Below are 16158 nucleotides of genomic sequence, written 5' to 3'. Positions count from 1 at the left end.
TGGAAGTATGCCCGCGTGCGGGCCGGCTCCGCTGCCCGCGTACGCCGGTCAGTGGCCGTCGGCCCGCATGGCGCGCACGGCCTCCCCCGCGTACAGGCAGGCGGCGGCGTGCCCGGCGGCGCTCTCGGGCCCGGCGGCGGCCTGCTCCCCGGTGACGTTGCGGTGCCCGGCGGCGACCTCGATCAGGGCCGGGTCGGTCTCGGCGCAGTCGGGGCGGGCCTGCGGGCACCGGGTGCGGAACCGGCAGCCGCTCGGCGGGTCGATCGGGCTGGGGATGTCGCCGCGCAGGGTGATCCGCCGGCGGTGCCGCTCCACCTTCGGGTCCGCCACCGGCACGGCCGACAGCAGCGCGGCCGTGTACGGGTGGGCGGGCTGCCGGTAGAGCTGCGCCGGGGTGCCGGTCTCCACGATCCGGCCCAGGTACATCACGGCGATCCGGTCGCTCATGTGCTCGACGGCGGCCAGGTCGTGCGCGATGAAGAGGTAGGTCAGCCCGAGGTCGCGTTGCAGGCCGCGCAGCAGGTTCATGATCTGCGCCTGCACGCTCAGGTCCAGCGAGGCGATCGGCTCGTCGAGCACGATCAGGTCGGGCTCCCCGGCCAGCGCGCGGGCGATGCCGACCCGTTGGCGCTGGCCGCCGGAGAGCTCGTGGGGATGCCGGCCGGCGAGGTCGGCGCGCAGGCCCACCATCTCCAGCAGCTCCGCGACCCGCCGGCGGCGGGCCTCGCCGGAGTCGACCAGCCCGTGCACCACCAGCGGCTCGGCGACGCTCGCGCCGATCGTGCGGCGGGGGTCCAGCGACGCCTGCGGGTCCTGGAACACCATCGCCACCCGACGGCGCAGGGCGCGCAGCCGGCGGCGCGACCAGCGGGTCACGTCCTCGCCGCCGACCCGGACCGTCCCGCCGGTCGGGTCGACCAGGCGCAGCAATGCCAGGCCGGTGGTCGACTTGCCGCTGCCGGACTCGCCGACCAGCCCCAGCGTCTCGCCGCGCCGGATGCGCAGCGACACCCCGTCCACGGCCCGCACGGCCGCGCCGCCGGGCCCGGGGAACCACACCCGCAGGTCGTCGAGCTCGGCGACGGGCTCGTCGGCCGCGGCGACGGACGGGGGTACGCCCCGGGCGGTGTCGGTGCTCATTCGTCCTCCGCGGGCGGGTAGAAGGTGCGTACCAGGTGCCCGGGGGCGACCGGGACCAGGGGCGGCAGAACGTGTTCGCAGCGGGCGTCGCCGCGCACCGGGCAGCGGGGCCAGAACGCGCACCCGGCGGGAAGGTCGAGCGGGCTCGGCGGGGCGCCCGGGATCGCCGGCAGGTCCCCGCCGGCGTGGGCCGGGTCGGGGCGGGCCGCCAGCAGCGCCCGGGTGTACGGGTGCGACGGCGCGTCGAAGACCGCGTCGACGGAGCCCTGCTCGACGATGCGCCCCCCGTACATGACGGCGACGCTGTCGGCGACCCCGGCGACCACGCCGAGGTCGTGGGTGATCCAGACGACGGCGGTGCCGAGCCGGTCGCGCAGGTCGGCGACCAGCTCGACGATCTGCGCCTGGGTGGTGACGTCCAGCGCGGTGGTCGGCTCGTCGGCGATGAGCAGCGCCGGCTCGCAGGCCAGCGCCATCGCGATGACGACCCGCTGGCGCATCCCGCCGGAGAACTGGTGCGGGTACGCGTCCACCCGCTGCCCCGGCGACGGGATGCCGACCAGGTCGAGCAGGTCCAGGGCCCGCGCCCGCGCCTGGCGGCGGGTCATGCCCAGGTGTTCCTCGCAGGCCTCGGTGACCTGCCGGCCCACGGTCAGCACCGGGTTGAGCGAGGTCATCGGGTCCTGGAAGACGAAGCCGACGTGCCGGCCGCGCAGCCGCCGGCGGCGGGACTCCGGCAGCGCGGTCAGCTCCTCGCCGAGCAGCCGGACCCGGCCGGTGACCTGGGCCGTGCGGGGGGCCAGGCCGGTGGCGGCCAGCACGGTCATGCTCTTGCCGCTGCCGGACTCGCCGACCAGGGCGAGGGTCTGCCCGGCCCGCACCGACCAGCTCACGCCGGCCACCGCCCGCGCCGGCCCCCGGCGGGTGCCGAGCGTGACGGTCAGGTCCTCGATGGCCAGCACGGGCTCCCCGCCGGGGTCGCCGTGGGCCGGGTCCGGTTGGGCCGGGATCGTGGTGCGCTCGCTCATGCCCTGCTCCTCCTCGCCTCGCCGACGGTCAGTTGGCGGGGATCCAGCACGTCCCGCAGCGCGTCGCCGACCAGGTTGAAGGCGAGCACGGTGAGGAAGATGGCGGCGCCGGGGAAGACGCCGAGCCACCACGCCTCGGTGACGAACCCGCGCCCGTCGTAGAGCATCCGCCCCCAGGCCGGGTCCGGCGGCTGGATGCCCAGGCCGAGGAAGGACAGGGCCGCCTCGGAGAGGATGGCGAAGGCCAGCGAGAGCGACGTCTGCACGATCAGCGGGGCCGCGATGTTGGGCAGCACGTGGCGGCGGATGATCCGCGCGTCGGACGTGCCGATCGACACCGCCGCCCGGACGAAGACCTGCTCCCGCACGGAGAGCACGCCCGCGCGGGTGACCCGGGCGAAGATCGGGGTGTAGACCACCCCGATGGCGACCATCGCGGTGAGCAGCCCCGGCCCCAGCACCGCGACGATCGCCACCGCCAGCAGCAGCACCGGGAACGCGAAGAGCACGTCCATGCCGCGCATGAGGACGTTGTCGACCCAGCCCCGGTACCAGCCGGCCAGCAGCCCGACGCTCACCCCGACCAGCAGCGCGATGCCGACGCTGACCAGCCCCACCTCCAGCGACACCCGGGCGGCCACGAGGACCCGGCTGAGCACGTCGCGGCCCAGCTCGTCGGTGCCGAAGGGGTGGTCGAGGCTCGGCGGGCGCAGCATCCCGTCCACGTCGACGTCGTTGATCCCGTCCGGCGCCAGCCACCGGCCGGCCACCCCGACCACGATCAGCACCGCCAGCACCACCGTGCCGACGACGGCCAACGGGTCGTGCCGCAGCGCGGCCAGCGCGCGGCGCAGCGTGCCGTCTCCGACATCGCCCTCGCGGCCCGGCCCGTGGTCGGCCGCGTCCGTGCGCGGGTCATGGGCGGGGGCGGGGGCGCTCATTTGACCCCGATCCGTGGGTCGAGGCGGGCGTAGAGCACGTCCACCAGCAGGTTCATCAGCAGGAAGAGGGCGGCCACGAAGAGCACCGCGCCCTGCAGCACCGGGTAGTCGCGGGCCTGGACCGCGTCGTAGGTGAGCTGGCCGACGCCTGGCCAGGCGAAGAGCACCTCGATCACGATCACCCCGCCGATCAGGCTGGCCAACTGCACCGCCACCACGGTGACCACGGGGATCAGCGCGTTGCGCAGCACGTGCCGCAGCACCACGACCCGGGGACGCAGCCCCTTGGCCTCGGCGGTGCGCACGTAGTCCTCGGAGAGCACCTCCAGCACCGACGAGCGGATGAACCGGGTGAGGATCGAGGCGGTGACCAGCCCCACCGCCGCCGCCGGCAGCAGCACGTGCGACGCCCACCGGCCCGGGTCCTCGGTCAGCGCCACGTACCCCGACGGCGGCAGCCAGCCGAGCACCCCGGCGAAGAGCAGAATGCCCATGATGCCCATCCAGAAGTCCGGCACCGAGACGCCGAACTGGCTGAACACCCGGGCCGCGTGGTCCAGGGCCGAGCCGCTGCGCACCGCCGAGAGCACGCCCAGCGGGAAGGCGACCAGCAGCGCCAGCAGCACGGCGGTGACCGCCAGCGAGAGGGTGGCCGGCAGCCGCTCCAACACGATCGTGGTGACCGGCTGGCCGCTGCGGAAGCTCACCCCGAGGTCGCCGGTCAGCGCGTGACCGACGTAGCTGACGTACTGGGTGAGCAGGGGCTGGTCCAGACCGGCCCGCGCCCGCAGCGCGTCGTAGGTCTGCTGGTCGAAGCGGGTCCCCAGGGCGACCCGCACCGGGTCGCCGGGGACGAGTTGCAGCAGGAGGAAGACGACCAGCGTCACCCCGAGCAGGACTACGACCGACTGCAGCAGCCGGCGGAGGACGAAGCGTGCCACGCGAGGCTCCCGTCAGCTCACCGGTCGAGGCCGACGTCGCGGAACCGCACGGCCCGGTCGGAGCGGACCTGGTATCCGGACACCTGCTTCGTCCAGCCCTGCACGACCTCCGGGTTGTAGAGGTAGAGGTAGCTGACGTCGTCGACGATCTGCTTCGCGGCCTGGTCGTACGTGCGCTTGCGGGCCGCCGGGTCGGTCTCGGTGCGGGCGGCGTCGAGGAGCTTGTCCACGGCCGGGTTGCTGTACTTGTGGAAGTTGAACGTCCCGCCGGTGCGGTGCTGGGCGTAGTAGAACTCGTCCGGGTCGATGTTGCCGAGCCAGCCGAGCATGAACGCGTCGAAGTTGCTCTTGCCCTGCTCGTCGAGCCACTGCGCGAAGTCGAGGGTACGGATCTTCACGGTGATTCCGACGTCCTTGAGCTGCGACGCGATGACCTGGGCGGCGCTGACCGTCTCCGGGTACTCGGTGGTCACCATCAGCTCCATGGTCAGCCCGGTGACGCCGGCCTGGCCGAGCAACTGCCGGGCCTGGTCGGGGTCGTGCCGGTACGGGGCGTACCCGTAGTGCCAGGAGCTGCCCTCGGGGATGGCGGTCTGGTTCGCCTTGGCCAGCCCGAACTTCGCCGCCTTGGTGATCGCCTCCCGGTCCAGGGCGAAGGCGATCGCCCGGCGCACGTTCACGTCGTCGTACGGCTTGCGGCTCTGGTTGAGCGCCAGGTACCAGTAGTCGGTCGACGGCTTCGACTCGACGGTGACCTCACCGCCGGTCTTCTTCAGGCCGGCGACCTGCTGGGGCGGGAGGTTGTCGGTCCACTGCACCTCGCCGCCGCGCAGGTTCTGCAGCGCCACGGTCGGGTCCTTGACGAAGCTGAAGGTGACCCCGTCCAGCTTGGGCCGGGCCCCCCAGTACGCGTCGTTGCGGACCAGCTTGACGTTGTCGCCGGAGGTGTAGCCGGCGACCGCGAACGGGCCGCTGCCGACGGGCTTGGTCTTGACCGCCCCGGACTCGACGTTCGCTTTCTCGACGATCGCCACGCCCTTGAAGCCGCCCAGGTTGGCCAGCAGGTTCGGGGTGGGCTTGGTGAGCGTGACGACCACGGTGGTCGGGTTGGGCCCGGTCACCGACTTGACGGTCTCGAACTTGTACGCCTGGTTGAGCTTCTCCGAGATGATCCGGTTGTACGAGTAGACGACGTCGGCGGAGGTCAGCGGCGAGCCATCGGAGAACTTGACCCCCTCGCGGAGGGTGAAGGTCCAGGTGAGCTGGTCGTCGCTGGTGGTCCACTTCGTCGCCAGCGACGGCCCCATCTGCAGGTCGGCGCCCGGCTCGACCAGGGTGTCGTAGACGTTCTCCAGCACCTGGAAGCTGTAGTACGCCGACGTCTTGTGCGGGTCGAGCTGGTCGGGCTCGCCGCCGATCGCCGCGGCGAGCGTCCCTCCGGCGCCCCCGCCGCCCGTGTTGGCGCCGGTGCCCACGTCGACGCTCTCCCCGGAGCCGCACCCGGCGGACGTGGCGAGCACGAGCGCGAGCGCGGCGCCGGCCATTCTGGATCTGGTCATCAAGCGGTCCCCTCCCCCGGCGGGCGGGGCGGGACCGCTGCGGCCACCAACGGCGTCGCGATCCCCCCGTCCGCTCTCGACGGCTTACCGCCTCCTTGCCCGCTTCGACCGGACGGCGAAACCTGTCAGTCGCCCGACGTTCCCGGCCGGGCCGGTCGGAAGCGGGCGACGGCGGGGCCCGGCGGTGGCAGGGCGGGGCTCACCGGCCGCCGGGCGCGTCGGGCGGCGCCTGGTAGACGTCCGGGATGCCGTCACGGTCGCGGTCGACGCTCTCGGCGGCGTGGACCCGCCGGTAGAACCGGCTGCGCGCGCGCAGGACCACGGCGGCCAGGGCGGCGGCGAGCAGGGAGCCGGTGAGCACGGCCACCTTGACGTGGTCGTCGCGCTCGCTGCCCAGGCCGAAGGCGAGCTCCCCGATCAGCAGCGAGACGGTGAAGCCGACCCCGCCCAGCAGCGCCAGGCCGAGCACGTCGAGCCAGTTCAGCCCCTCGTCGAGGTCCGCCCGGGTGAACCGGGACACCAGCCAGGTGGCCAGCATGATGCCGATGGGCTTGCCGACCACCAGGCCGACGACGACACCGAGGGCCACCCGGTCGGTCAGGGCGGTGGCCAGCCCGGCCAGGCCGCCGACCGTGACACCGGCGGAGAGGAACGCGAAGACCGGCACCGCGACGCCGGCGGAGATCGGGCGGAACCGGTGCTCGAAGTGCTCGGCCAGCCCCGGGCCGGCGTCCGGGCCGCCGGCGGCGCGGCTGCGCAGCACCGGGACGGTGAAGGCCAGCAGCACCCCGGCCACGGTGGCGTGCACCCCGGAGGCGTGCATCAGCGCCCAGGTCGCCGCCGCCAGCGGCAGCAGCAGCCACCAGGAGCGGACCCGGCGCTGCACGAGCAGGCCGAAGACCGCCAGCGGGACCAGCGCGCCCAGCAGCGCCCCGGCGTTGAGGTCGGAGGTGTAGAACACGGCGATGATGACGATGGCCAGCAGGTCGTCGACCACGGCGAGGGTGAGCAGGAAGGTGCGCAGCCCGGAGGGGAGGAACCGGCCGACGACCGCGAGCACGGCCAGGGCGAAGGCGATGTCCGTGGCGGTGGGGATGGCCCAGCCCTTCGGCGCGTCGCCCCCTGCGATGATCAGGTAGAGCACGGCCGGCACGGCCACCCCGCCCAGGGCGGCGGCCACCGGCACCGCCGCGCGGCGCGGGTCGCGCAGGTCCCCGGCGACGAACTCGCGCTTGAGTTCCAGCCCGGCGACGAAGAAGAAGATCGCCAGCAGGCCGTCGGCGGCCCAGGCCGCGAGGCTGAGGTCCAGGTGCGCCGCCGCCGGGCCGACCCGCAGGTCCCGCAGCGCCTGGTAGCCGTGCGACCAGGGGGAGTTGGACCAGGCCAGGGCCAGCAGCGCGCCGGCCAGCAGGAGCGCCCCGCCCACGGTCTCCTTGCGCAGGATGGCGCTGATGCGGCTGGTCTCGCCCCAGGAGCGTCGGGCGAACAGGCTGGTACGGCGCCGTGGGGCGTCGGTCACGGGAATCTCCTCGTCGGCGGGCGTGCGTCATCCATCGCCGACCAGGCTTCCCGGCACACCAGGGACCAACGGTAGCCGGTCCCGCCGGATACGCCTCGACGTGGGGCGGATCGCCCCGCCCCGCGCCGGGCACCGATAGTTCCGCGCGGTTGCCAGCCCCACCTCGGGCTATCCATACTTGTGGATGTTCCTGAGCCGGACATGATCGGGCACCGGGCAGCCTCGATCGGAACCCCTGCCCCATCCTCGCGCTCCGAAGGAACCCGTCCATGCGAACAAGGATCAAAGCGCTCTGCGCCGCCCTGGCGGCCGCGGCGGTGACCGCGCTGGCGGCGCTGGCCGTCCCCACGCCCGCCTCGGCGGCGGCGCTGACCGAGGTCACCGGCTTCGGCACCAACCCCAGCAACCTGCGGATGTACCTGTACGTGCCGGACAACGTCGCGCCCCGCCCGGCGGTGGTGGTCGCGGTGCACTACTGCACCGGCACCGGCCCGGCCATGTACTCCGGCACCCAGTTCGCCGCCCTGGCCGACCGGTACGGCTATATCGTGATCTACCCGTCGGTGACCCGCAGCAGCCAGTGCTTCGACGTCGCCTCCCCGCAGGCGCTGCGCCGCGACGGCGGCAGCGACCCGGTGGGCATCAAGTCGATGGTCGACTACGTCCGGGCGCGCTACCCCGTGGACGCCGACCGCATCTTCGCCACCGGCATCTCCTCGGGCGCGATGATGACCAACGTCCTGCTCGGCCTCTACCCCGACGTCTTCGCCGCCGGCAGCGCCTACGCCGGGGTCCCGTTCGGTTGCTTCGCCACCACCAACGGCTCGGAGTGGAACAGCGAGTGCGCCAACGGGCAGATCAGCAGGACCCCACAGGCGTGGGGGGACCTGGTCCGCAACGCGTACCCGGGTTACACCGGCAAGCGGCCCCGCATCCAGCTCTGGCACGGCACGAACGACGAGACGTTGCGCTACCCCAACTTCGGGGAGGCGATCAAGCAGTGGACCAACGTGCACGGGCTGAGCCAGACCCCGACGTACACCGACACCCCGCAGTCGGGCTACACCCGCACCCGGTACGGCGGCAGCGGCCCGACCGCGCCGGTCGAGGCGATCAGCATGCAGGGCGTGTCGCACAACCTGCCCGTGGACGCGGCCCAGGCCATCCGCTTCTTCGGTCTCGACGGCACCACGCCGCCGCCGACCACCCCGCCCCCGACGACTCCGCCGCCCACCACTCCCCCGCCGACGACGCCCCCGCCCACCACTCCCCCGCCGACGTCGCCGCCGCCGGCCCCCGGGGCCTGTCTGGTCGGGTACACGGTCAACGCCTGGAACAACGGCCTGACCGCCGCCGTGACCATCACCAACACCAGCAGCGCCGCCGTCAACGGCTGGACCCTGGGCTTCACCCTGCCCGGCGGGCAGACCATCACCAGCGGCTGGAACGCGTCCTACGCGCCGACCAGCGGGGCGGTGACCGCCCGTAACGTCGCCTACAACGGCACCATCGCGCCGAGCGGGTCGGTCAGCATCGGCTTCCAGGCCACCCACACGGGCAGCACCGCCCGACCGTCCTCGTTCACCCTCAACGGGGCCACCTGCTCCGTCGCCTGACCCCGGCCCGCCGGCGGTGGGTCGACCCGTCGTCGACCCACCGCCGGCGGCCGGCCAGCGGGTCGCGGAATCCGGCGGCCGCCCGGTCTCTCCACGGCCTTCATCCGACCCGGCCCCCATTCGACAGGAAGCGTCCCAGGTCTCGCGCGTGCCGCGCCGCCGCCTACCACCGAGGTCCGGTACGGCGGCTAGCGGTCGTAGCGCAGCCGGGCGCTGCGGGGGACGCGGCCGAACCGGCCGGCGTGGAAGTCCGCGAACGCCTGGGTGATCTCGGTACGCCGGTTCATCACGAACGGGCCGCCGAAGACCACCGGCTCGCGCAGCGGGGTGCCGCTGTAGACCATCAGCCGGGTCGGCGCGTCCCCGTCCGGGGCGGCGAGGGTCAACTCGCTGCGGCCGCCCGCCCTGGTCACCGGGTCGGACCAGGCGGTCTGCCCGGCGCGCAGGCGTCTGCCGGCCACCGTCGCCCGGCCCGCCAGCACGTACACGAACGCCCGGTGCGCCGACGGCAGCGGGTAGTGCAGCGTGGCCGCCGGCTCCAGCCGGACCAGCGCGCCCTGCACGTCGACGTGGTTGAGCGCGGGGCCGGTCATCCCGTCGACGGTGCCGGAGATCACGTCGACGACGACGCCGGGGCGGACGACGCGCGGTCGGCCGGCGGCGAGCAGGTCCTGGTAGCGGGTGTCGGTCAGCTTCCGGGCGGCGGGCAGGTTCAGCCAGAGTTGCAGCGTGTGCGCGTGCTCGTTGCGGTAGGCCAGCTCGCGGTGGATGATGCCCCGCCCGGCGGTCATCCACTGCACGTCGTCCGGCCGGAGCGCACCGGAGTTGCCGAGGCTGTCGCCGTGTTCGAGCACGCCGTCGACGACGGTGGTGACCGTCTCCACCCCCCGGTGCGGGTGCCACTCGAAGCCGGGCGAGGAGAACCAGTCCTCGGCGAGGAGCAGGAAGGGGTCGGTCAGCGCCGGGTTGTCCGGGGCGAAGACCAGCGCCTTGTCGTCGACCTGCGCGTCCGGGCCGAGCCGGCGGCTGGTCTCGACGCGGGCCACGGTGCGGGCCGGGGTGAGCGTGGGGGCGTCCATGGTGCGGTTCCTTCCCCGTCGAGCGGTTCGTCGCCGGTCGACACAGTTGTTGAATCGTCAACAACTGTAGCTCCGCCTCACGGCGTCGGGGGTCGGCGCGGACTCAGCCCTCCGCAGCGCCGCGAGCCGCCCAGCCGCGCAGCAACTCGACGCCCTCGTCGAGCCTGCCGTGCTCGGTCAGCAGCGTGACCAGCAGCGGCAGGGAGCGCCGGTTGCCCTGGTCGACGGAGCTGCGCAGCAGGTCGATCGCCTCGTCCGGCCGGCCCTCGGCGGCCAGCAGGGCGGCCAGTTCGTCGTACGCCCGCGCGTCGCCGTGCTCGACGGCGACCCGCCAGTACCGCTCGGCCTCGCCCGCCCGCCCCCGCTCGGCCAGCAGCCCGGCCAGCCGGGCGGCGGCGTGCCCGTCGCCGTGGTCGGCACGCAACCGCAGCTCGTCGGTGTGCCCCCGGTCGGCCAGCAGGTCGACCAGGACGCTGCCGGCGCCCAGCGCGCCGGCGGCGTCGGAGTCGGCGAGGTCACGCAGGTAACCGGTGGGATCGGGCACCGGGGTCAGCCCGGTGGCCTCCGACCCGAAGAACCGGCTCCCGCCGAACTCGTGGCGCAGCCGGTCGTCCAGGTCGTCGGCGAGCGCGATCATGGCGCGTACGGCCAGCAGCAGATGGGTGGGGACGAAGTCCTGCCCGAAGACGGGGATCGAGGCCCAGACCGTGCCGCCGGTGCAGTAGACCCGGCCGACGACCAACCCGTTGGTCAGGTCGGAGAGCCGCTGGTAGAGCGTCTCCGTGGGCTCCACGCCGGTCAGCAGCGGCGAGAAGACGTCCACCAGGGGCGGGTCGTCCTGGGCGCGTACGAAGATCATGGCGGAGCCGGCGCGGAAGCCCACATCGCCGTCGGCGTCGACCCGGAGCTGGTCGGCGGTGACGCCGAGGACGGCGGCGAGGATCTCCTTCACCTGCTCGGTGAGCTTGCCCTCGCCGGCGTGCCCCTCCCACGACGACGCCGCCCTCGCCGGGCGGGCGACGGCGACCGGCCGGGCCGCCAACGCGGCGGCGAACCGGGTGCGCCGGGGCAGCGGGGCGGGAGTGACGGTGACGGCCGGCCGGGCCGCCAACGCGGCGACCAGGCGGCCCCACCGGGTGTCACGCGCCGTCATCGTGCTCACCGTCCGGGCTGCCGACGGCGGGCGGATCGGCCCGTGGATCGACCGTCCGGATCTGATCGAACATCTTGGCGATCACCAGCGGCGCGGCCACCCCGAAGGTGAAGCTGGCGAACGCGGTCTCCGCCAGCCCACCCGCGGCGGCCGCGGCGGCCAGGCCGGTGCCGGCCACCGCCCGCAGCAGGACGGCGAAGACCACGATCGGCCGGTCCCGCCGGTCCCGCCACGGCCACTGCCACCGGCCCTGCGACTCGGTGGTCGGGCGCATCATGCCGTAGAGGTTCAATGCCTCCGCGACGGCGCTGCCGACCATTCCCCACATCGCGGCCATCCATAGAGACACGTCCCAACCCTAGCGATCGAGTTCTCCCGCACCCGCGCCGCCCTCCGCGCAGGTGTCGACGTCGTGTCCGACGGTAACCGGAGGGCACAACACGCCGCGGGCACCGTTCGGCGGCTGCGAAGGCCGGTCCAAGGCTGCGAAGGCCGGTCCAGGTTGGACCGTGTCGCCGCAGGAGGCGTCAGCCAACGGTCAGCGGGGCGGAGGCACGGCCCCGATCGCACGCACGAAGTCGGCCCAGGCGGCGCCGGCGAAGGCGAGGGCCGGGCCGCCGGGGTCCTTGGAGTCGCGGACGCCCACCCCGCCGGCGGCGAACCGCACCTCGACACAGTTGGCGTTGCTGGAGCTGCGGGAGGACTTGAACCATCCCCGCTCGGTGCCGGCTGGCTGCGCGCTCACGTCATCCCCTTGGCGATCCAGCGAATCAGGTCGATCGATTCGTCGGAGCTTAACGCGAGCTCCCGGGTCTCGGCGAAGGTGATCACGTAGTCGGTCACCCGCACCGACTGGTCGATGATGTCGATGAAGGTCAGGATCTCCTGCCAGACCAGGTCGGGCAGCCGGGGCGACGGGAACGACAGCACCTCGAAGGGTCCGCCGAAGGCGGGGTGCGCCCCGACGCTGAACGGCAGCACGCGGACCTCGACCTGCTCGGGCCGCTCGGTGGCCAGCCGGACCAGGTGGTCGAGCTGGCCGCGCATCACCTCCGGGCCGCCGACCTGCTGGCGCAGCGCACCTCGCTGAGCAGCGCGGAGACCCGCAGCGGATGCTCGCCGTCGAGCCGCCGCTGGCGGGCCATCCGCACGGCGACCCGCCGGTCCACCTCGGTCAACCGGATCGTGGTGCTGCCGCCCCGGATCACCGCGCGGGCGTACTCCTCGGTCTGCAACAGGCCGTGGATGGCCTCCGGGTGGAAGCTGCGCACGTGCTCGGCACCGGCCTCGTAGCCGAGGAAGCGCAGGAACTCGGCCGGGAAGAGCTGCGCGTACTCGTGCCACCAGCCGCGCCGGGTCGCCCCGGCGCGGAGCTGCTCCAGCTCGGCCGCGTCGTCGGGCTCGAACTCGTACGCCTCGACGATCTGCGCCAGCCGGCGGGCGGGCAGCTTCACCCGGCCCGACTCCACGCCGGAGACGTACGCCTGGATGATGCCGATGGCGCGCCCGGCGGCCGCCGCCGTGAAGCCGACCTCCTCGCGCCGCTGGCCAGCCGCATTCCCAGCTCCCACGCCTGCACCACGGGCGACGACTCCAGTTGCGACAGGGTCTGACGCGAGCCGGGCGACCCCGGGGACACAGCGGGCATGACTCCTCCTTCGCGAAACTCACCTGACACACAAGGAGTATTCAGCCCGGCACGCTGGTCCGGCACCGAGGTCATCGCCCCGCAGCAGCCGGGCCCCGACGGGTCGTGACGGGGCCCGGGCACGGTCAGCGGTTGCGGTTGCGCCGGTACCGGACGACGAGCGCCCACCCGCAGGCCAGCACCATCATCCCGAACGCCCCGCCCAGGAAGACGTTCACGTTCGACAGCACGGCGTTGAGCACAACGCTGACCACCAGCGCCACCCAGAGCAGCACGCTGGTCCGGTCGCTGGCGGTGCGGGCGAACCACCCGGCCTGCGTCGTCGACCGGCCCGTCGTCGACTGGGCCTCGGTGCCACGGTAGAGATCCGTCATGGTGTCCTCCTCGATGATTGGCGCCGGTCGGTCGCCTTCCCCGCCGGCACCCAGAACGCTACGGACGGCGGCGGCCGCGAACGATCCCGCCAGATGGAGAGTCGGGGTACAGCAGGCTGTACTTCGCACCGGAGCCCCTGCCACGACGGGCGGGTGGTGGCCTACTGTCGCTGGGGTTCTCGGCAGGACGAGCGCGGGAGGGGATCGCGATGCGCGCGCAGAACACGGGTGCGCCCGACCCGCAGGCCGCGCGGCGGGACCACTCCGCCCGCGCCCGCGCCGGCCTGGACGGGCTGGAGCGCCTCGTCAGCGGGCTCGGCACCGCCGTACTGGCCCTGGTGACACTGGTGGTGCTGCTCGCCACGGCGGCGACCTGCCTGATCGGGGTGGGCCTGTCGGCGGTGCCGTACGCGCTGCGGGCGCTGCGGATGGTCACCGACCGGGAGCGCGAGCGGCTCTCCCGCATCGGCCCGGAGATCCCCGGTGGCCAGCCGCCGCCGGCGGGCCTGCGGGCCGCCGCCGGCGATCCGGCCGTACGGCGGGAGCTGCGCTGGCTGTTCCGGCACGCGACGCTGGGGCTGGTGCTCGGCATGATCGGGCTGGTGCTGCCGATCAACGTGCTACGAGACGGCACGTTCCCGCTGTGGTGGCGGCTGCTGCCGGCGGGCGACGCGACGGCGTCGATCGGGTTCCCGGTGGTCCACGACACCGTCGGCGCCCTCGGGGTCAGCCTGCTCGGCGTCGGTTGGCTGCTCCTGGTGCTCTACGCCACGCCCTTCTTCGCCCGGTTGCAGGAACGGCCCGGCCGCCGGCTGCTCACCCCCGACCCGGGCAGCGACCTGGTGCTGCGGGTGGCGCAGTTGACCGCGACCCGGGCCGCCGCGCTGGACGCCCACGCCGCCGAACTGCGGCGCATCGAACGGGCGCTGCACGACGGCACGCAGAACCGGATCGTCGGGGTCACCGTGCTGCTCGGCGCGGCGCGGCGCGCGGTGACCCGCGACCCGGCCCACGCAGACGCCATCCTGGAGCGGGCGCAGAGCGCCGCCGAGGAGGCCCTGGCCGAGCTGCGCGCGGTGGTGCGCAGTATCCTGCCGCCGGTGCTCACCGACCGCAGCCTCCCCGACGCGCTGGCGTCGCTGGCCACGACCTGCCCGGTGCCCGTGCGCGTCGACGCGGAGCTGCCGGTCCGCTGCGCGGCCTCGGTGGAGGCGACGGCGTACTTCGTGGTGGCCGAGGCGCTGACCAACATCGCCCGGCACAGCGGCGCGCGGCAGGCCACGGTGCGGCTGCGCCGCGACGGCGACCGGCTGCACGTCGCCGTCACCGACGACGGTCGCGGCGGCGCGGGTGACCGCCCCGGCTCCGGGCTGCTGGGCATCCGCCGCCGGGCCGAGGCGCACGACGGCACGTTGACGTTGACCAGCCCGCCGGGCGGTCCGACCACTGTGGAGGTGAACCTGCCGTGCGGATCGTGATCGCCGAGGACGACGCGCTGCTGCGGGAAGGGCTGGCGCTGCTGCTGCGCGCCGAGTCGCTGGAGGTGGTGGCCACCGCCGAGGACGCGCCCACCTTCCTGGCCGCGATCGACGCCCACCAGCCGGACGTGGCGATCGTCGACGTGCGCATGCCGCCGACGCACACCGACGAGGGGATCGTCGCCGCCGTCGAGGCCCGCCGCCGCCAGCCGGGCCTCGCGGTGCTGGTGCTCTCCGCGTACGTCGAGCAGGCCTTCGCCACGGATCTGCTCGCCCAGGGCGGCGCGCGGCTCGGGTACCTGCTCAAGGAGCGGGTGGGGCGGGTCGAGGAGTTCCTGGCGGCGCTGCACCGGGTCGCCGACGGCGGCACGGCGATCGACCCGGACGTGGTGGCCCAGTTGCTGGCCCGCACCCGTCCGGACACCCGGCTGGAGCGCCTCAGCCCCCGCGAGCGGGACGTGTTGGCGCTCATGGCCGAGGGCCTGGGCAACGCGGCGATCGCGGAGCGGCTCTTCGTCACCGACGGGGCGGTGCACAAGCACATCCGCAGCATCTTCGCCAAGCTCGATCTCGCCCAGACCGACCGGACGGATCGCCGCGTCGCCGCCGTCCTGCACTACCTGGAGGACACCGCGCGCCGGGGCTGACCGTCGTCCGGCCCGACCGGCGCAGCGCCGGCCTGCTCGGTGTCGACCGGCGGGGTGTCGACCGGCCCGGTGCCTGGTGCGTCGGCCTGCGGAGCGTCGGTCTGCGCGGTGCGCAGGCCCAGCTTTCCCCGGGTCGCGACGATCAGCACCAGAGCCACCACGGTCGAGCCGATGAGCTGCACGTGCAGGGTGTCGGTGTTGCCGTTGAGGGTCGGGAACATCTGCGGCCAGACCAGCGAGTACGTGCTGTTGATGCCGGCGTGCAGCAGCATGATCAGCGGCAGGCTCTCCCGGGTCCGGTTGAACACCCAGGTCATCACCAGGCTCAGCGGCACGCAGCCGGCCACGAACTCGACCGGGTACACCCAGGACACGTTCGGGTAGCCGCCCCACTCGGTGAGGAAGAGCGGCAGGTGCCAGCCGCCCCAGAGCAGGCCGAGCAGCACGGTGCCGGGCACCGCGCCGTAGCGGCGCTGCAGGCGGGGCAGGGCGAAGTCGCGCCAGCCCGGCTCCTCGGCCGCCGCCGTGGTGACGAACTGCACGAGCATCATCGGCAGGTACACGGCCACCACCAGGATGCTGAACGTCCGGGCCTGGCCCCACGCCTGGGGCAGGGCGAAGGTGGAGAGCAGGATCACCGCGGGCACCCCGGCCAGCACCAGCAGGTACCAGCGCCACCCGACCCGCAGCCGGAACAGCCGGCCGCGCCACTGCCGCAGCCCCGCGCGCCCCTCGGCGGCGGCGGTGACCAGCAGCGCGGCCGTGACCGGCCCCAGGTAGGCGCCGGGCATCATGCCGACGAGCTGCCTGGTGCCCAGCAGCTCCGGAATCTGCAACGGGATCCAGCCGAGGCCGCTTTCGGAGAGGATGTACGGGATCCAGGCCAGCCAGCTCAGGCCGTAGGCCAGGGCGAAGAAGACGGTCAGTGGCCGGCGGCGCACGAGGCGGCGGAAGCCGCCGGGGGCAGGGGTCGTTTCGGTGCTCATCGGTTCTCCAAAGGGGACGACGGTTGGCTTCGTGGTAGGCGGCTGACCA

Annotated in this window: 15 protein-coding genes and 1 pseudogene; 3 read left to right on the top strand and 13 right to left on the bottom strand. The window is 73.8% G+C overall.

Annotation, left to right across the window (positions count from 1 at the left end; genetic code table 11):
- Positions 1 to 48: 48 nt before the first annotated feature.
- The 6 genes from ACLQ2V_RS17235 to nhaA form a co-directional block, all read right to left on the bottom strand.
- Positions 49 to 1140 (bottom strand): ABC transporter ATP-binding protein, encoded by a 1092-nt coding sequence (locus ACLQ2V_RS17235; RefSeq protein WP_425719511.1) that lies wholly within the window; start codon positions 1138 to 1140, stop codon positions 49 to 51.
- Positions 1137 to 2168 (bottom strand): ABC transporter ATP-binding protein, encoded by a 1032-nt coding sequence (locus ACLQ2V_RS17230; RefSeq protein WP_425719510.1) that lies wholly within the window; start codon positions 2166 to 2168, stop codon positions 1137 to 1139. The genes ACLQ2V_RS17235 and ACLQ2V_RS17230 overlap by 4 nt, the downstream gene beginning before the upstream one ends.
- Complete coding sequence (locus ACLQ2V_RS17225) at positions 2165 to 3109, bottom strand: ABC transporter permease (RefSeq protein ID WP_425719509.1); 945 nt, start codon at positions 3107 to 3109, stop codon at positions 2165 to 2167. Before ACLQ2V_RS17225 ends, ACLQ2V_RS17230 begins: the two co-directional genes overlap by 4 nt.
- Positions 3106 to 4050 (bottom strand): ABC transporter permease, encoded by a 945-nt coding sequence (locus ACLQ2V_RS17220; RefSeq protein ID WP_425719508.1) that lies wholly within the window; start codon positions 4048 to 4050, stop codon positions 3106 to 3108. The genes ACLQ2V_RS17225 and ACLQ2V_RS17220 overlap by 4 nt, the downstream gene beginning before the upstream one ends.
- Before the next feature lie 17 nt (positions 4051 to 4067).
- Positions 4068 to 5609, bottom strand: a complete 1542-nt coding sequence (locus tag ACLQ2V_RS17215; RefSeq protein ID WP_425719507.1) for an ABC transporter substrate-binding protein — start codon at positions 5607 to 5609, stop codon at positions 4068 to 4070.
- A gap of 199 nt (positions 5610 to 5808) precedes the next feature.
- Positions 5809 to 7128, bottom strand: coding sequence for a Na+/H+ antiporter NhaA (nhaA, locus tag ACLQ2V_RS17210; RefSeq protein WP_425719506.1), 1320 nt, complete (start codon positions 7126 to 7128; stop codon positions 5809 to 5811).
- Between the two features lie 269 nt (positions 7129 to 7397).
- Between nhaA and ACLQ2V_RS17205 the strand changes: the two genes are divergently transcribed.
- A complete protein-coding gene (locus tag ACLQ2V_RS17205) occupies positions 7398 to 8744 on the top strand; it encodes an extracellular catalytic domain type 1 short-chain-length polyhydroxyalkanoate depolymerase (RefSeq protein ID WP_425719505.1) in 1347 nt (448 codons plus the stop codon).
- 188 nt (positions 8745 to 8932) lie between these two features.
- On the opposite strand, the gene ACLQ2V_RS17200 is transcribed toward ACLQ2V_RS17205, so the two are convergent.
- The 6 genes and pseudogenes from ACLQ2V_RS17200 to ACLQ2V_RS17175 form a co-directional block, all read right to left on the bottom strand.
- Complete coding sequence (locus tag ACLQ2V_RS17200; RefSeq protein ID WP_425719504.1) at positions 8933 to 9823, bottom strand: pirin family protein; 891 nt, start codon at positions 9821 to 9823, stop codon at positions 8933 to 8935.
- Positions 9824 to 9926: 103 nt separating this feature from the next.
- Positions 9927 to 10976, bottom strand: coding sequence for a T3SS (YopN, CesT) and YbjN peptide-binding chaperone 1 (locus ACLQ2V_RS17195; protein WP_425719503.1), 1050 nt, complete (start codon positions 10974 to 10976; stop codon positions 9927 to 9929).
- Entirely contained in the window at positions 10963 to 11325 is a 363-nt protein-coding gene (locus ACLQ2V_RS17190; RefSeq protein ID WP_425719502.1) for a hypothetical protein, read from the bottom strand. The genes ACLQ2V_RS17195 and ACLQ2V_RS17190 overlap by 14 nt, the downstream gene beginning before the upstream one ends.
- Positions 11326 to 11514: 189 nt before the next feature.
- A complete protein-coding gene (locus ACLQ2V_RS17185) occupies positions 11515 to 11721 on the bottom strand; it encodes a DUF397 domain-containing protein (protein WP_425719501.1) in 207 nt (68 codons plus the stop codon).
- Positions 11718 to 12547 (bottom strand): annotated as a pseudogene (locus ACLQ2V_RS17180) (DUF5753 domain-containing protein). Before ACLQ2V_RS17180 ends, ACLQ2V_RS17185 begins: the two are co-directional and overlap by 4 nt.
- A 202-nt stretch (positions 12548 to 12749) precedes the next feature.
- A complete protein-coding gene (locus ACLQ2V_RS17175) occupies positions 12750 to 12998 on the bottom strand; it encodes a hypothetical protein (RefSeq protein WP_425719500.1) in 249 nt (82 codons plus the stop codon).
- A gap of 209 nt (positions 12999 to 13207) precedes the next feature.
- On the opposite strand from ACLQ2V_RS17175, the gene ACLQ2V_RS17170 reads away from it, so the two are divergent.
- Entirely contained in the window at positions 13208 to 14476 is a 1269-nt protein-coding gene (locus ACLQ2V_RS17170; protein ID WP_425719499.1) for a sensor histidine kinase, read from the top strand.
- Complete coding sequence (locus ACLQ2V_RS17165; protein ID WP_425719498.1) at positions 14464 to 15123, top strand: response regulator; 660 nt, start codon at positions 14464 to 14466, stop codon at positions 15121 to 15123. Before ACLQ2V_RS17170 ends, ACLQ2V_RS17165 begins: the two co-directional genes overlap by 13 nt.
- Here ACLQ2V_RS17165 and ACLQ2V_RS17160 read toward each other — a convergent pair.
- Positions 15093 to 16109 carry a CPBP family intramembrane glutamic endopeptidase gene (locus ACLQ2V_RS17160; RefSeq protein WP_425719497.1) on the bottom strand — a complete coding sequence of 339 codons (1017 nt, stop codon included), beginning with the start codon at positions 16107 to 16109 and terminating at the stop codon, positions 15093 to 15095. The genes ACLQ2V_RS17165 and ACLQ2V_RS17160 overlap by 31 nt on opposite strands.
- Between the last annotated feature and the right edge of the window lie 49 nt (positions 16110 to 16158).

Source organism: Micromonospora sp. DT233, assembly GCF_049841815.1.
In the GTDB taxonomy this organism is placed as follows: Bacteria; Actinomycetota; Actinomycetes; order Mycobacteriales; family Micromonosporaceae; genus Micromonospora.
The sequence above is the reverse complement of the archived record's forward strand: the minus strand, read 5'-3'. Positions and strand labels throughout refer to the sequence as shown.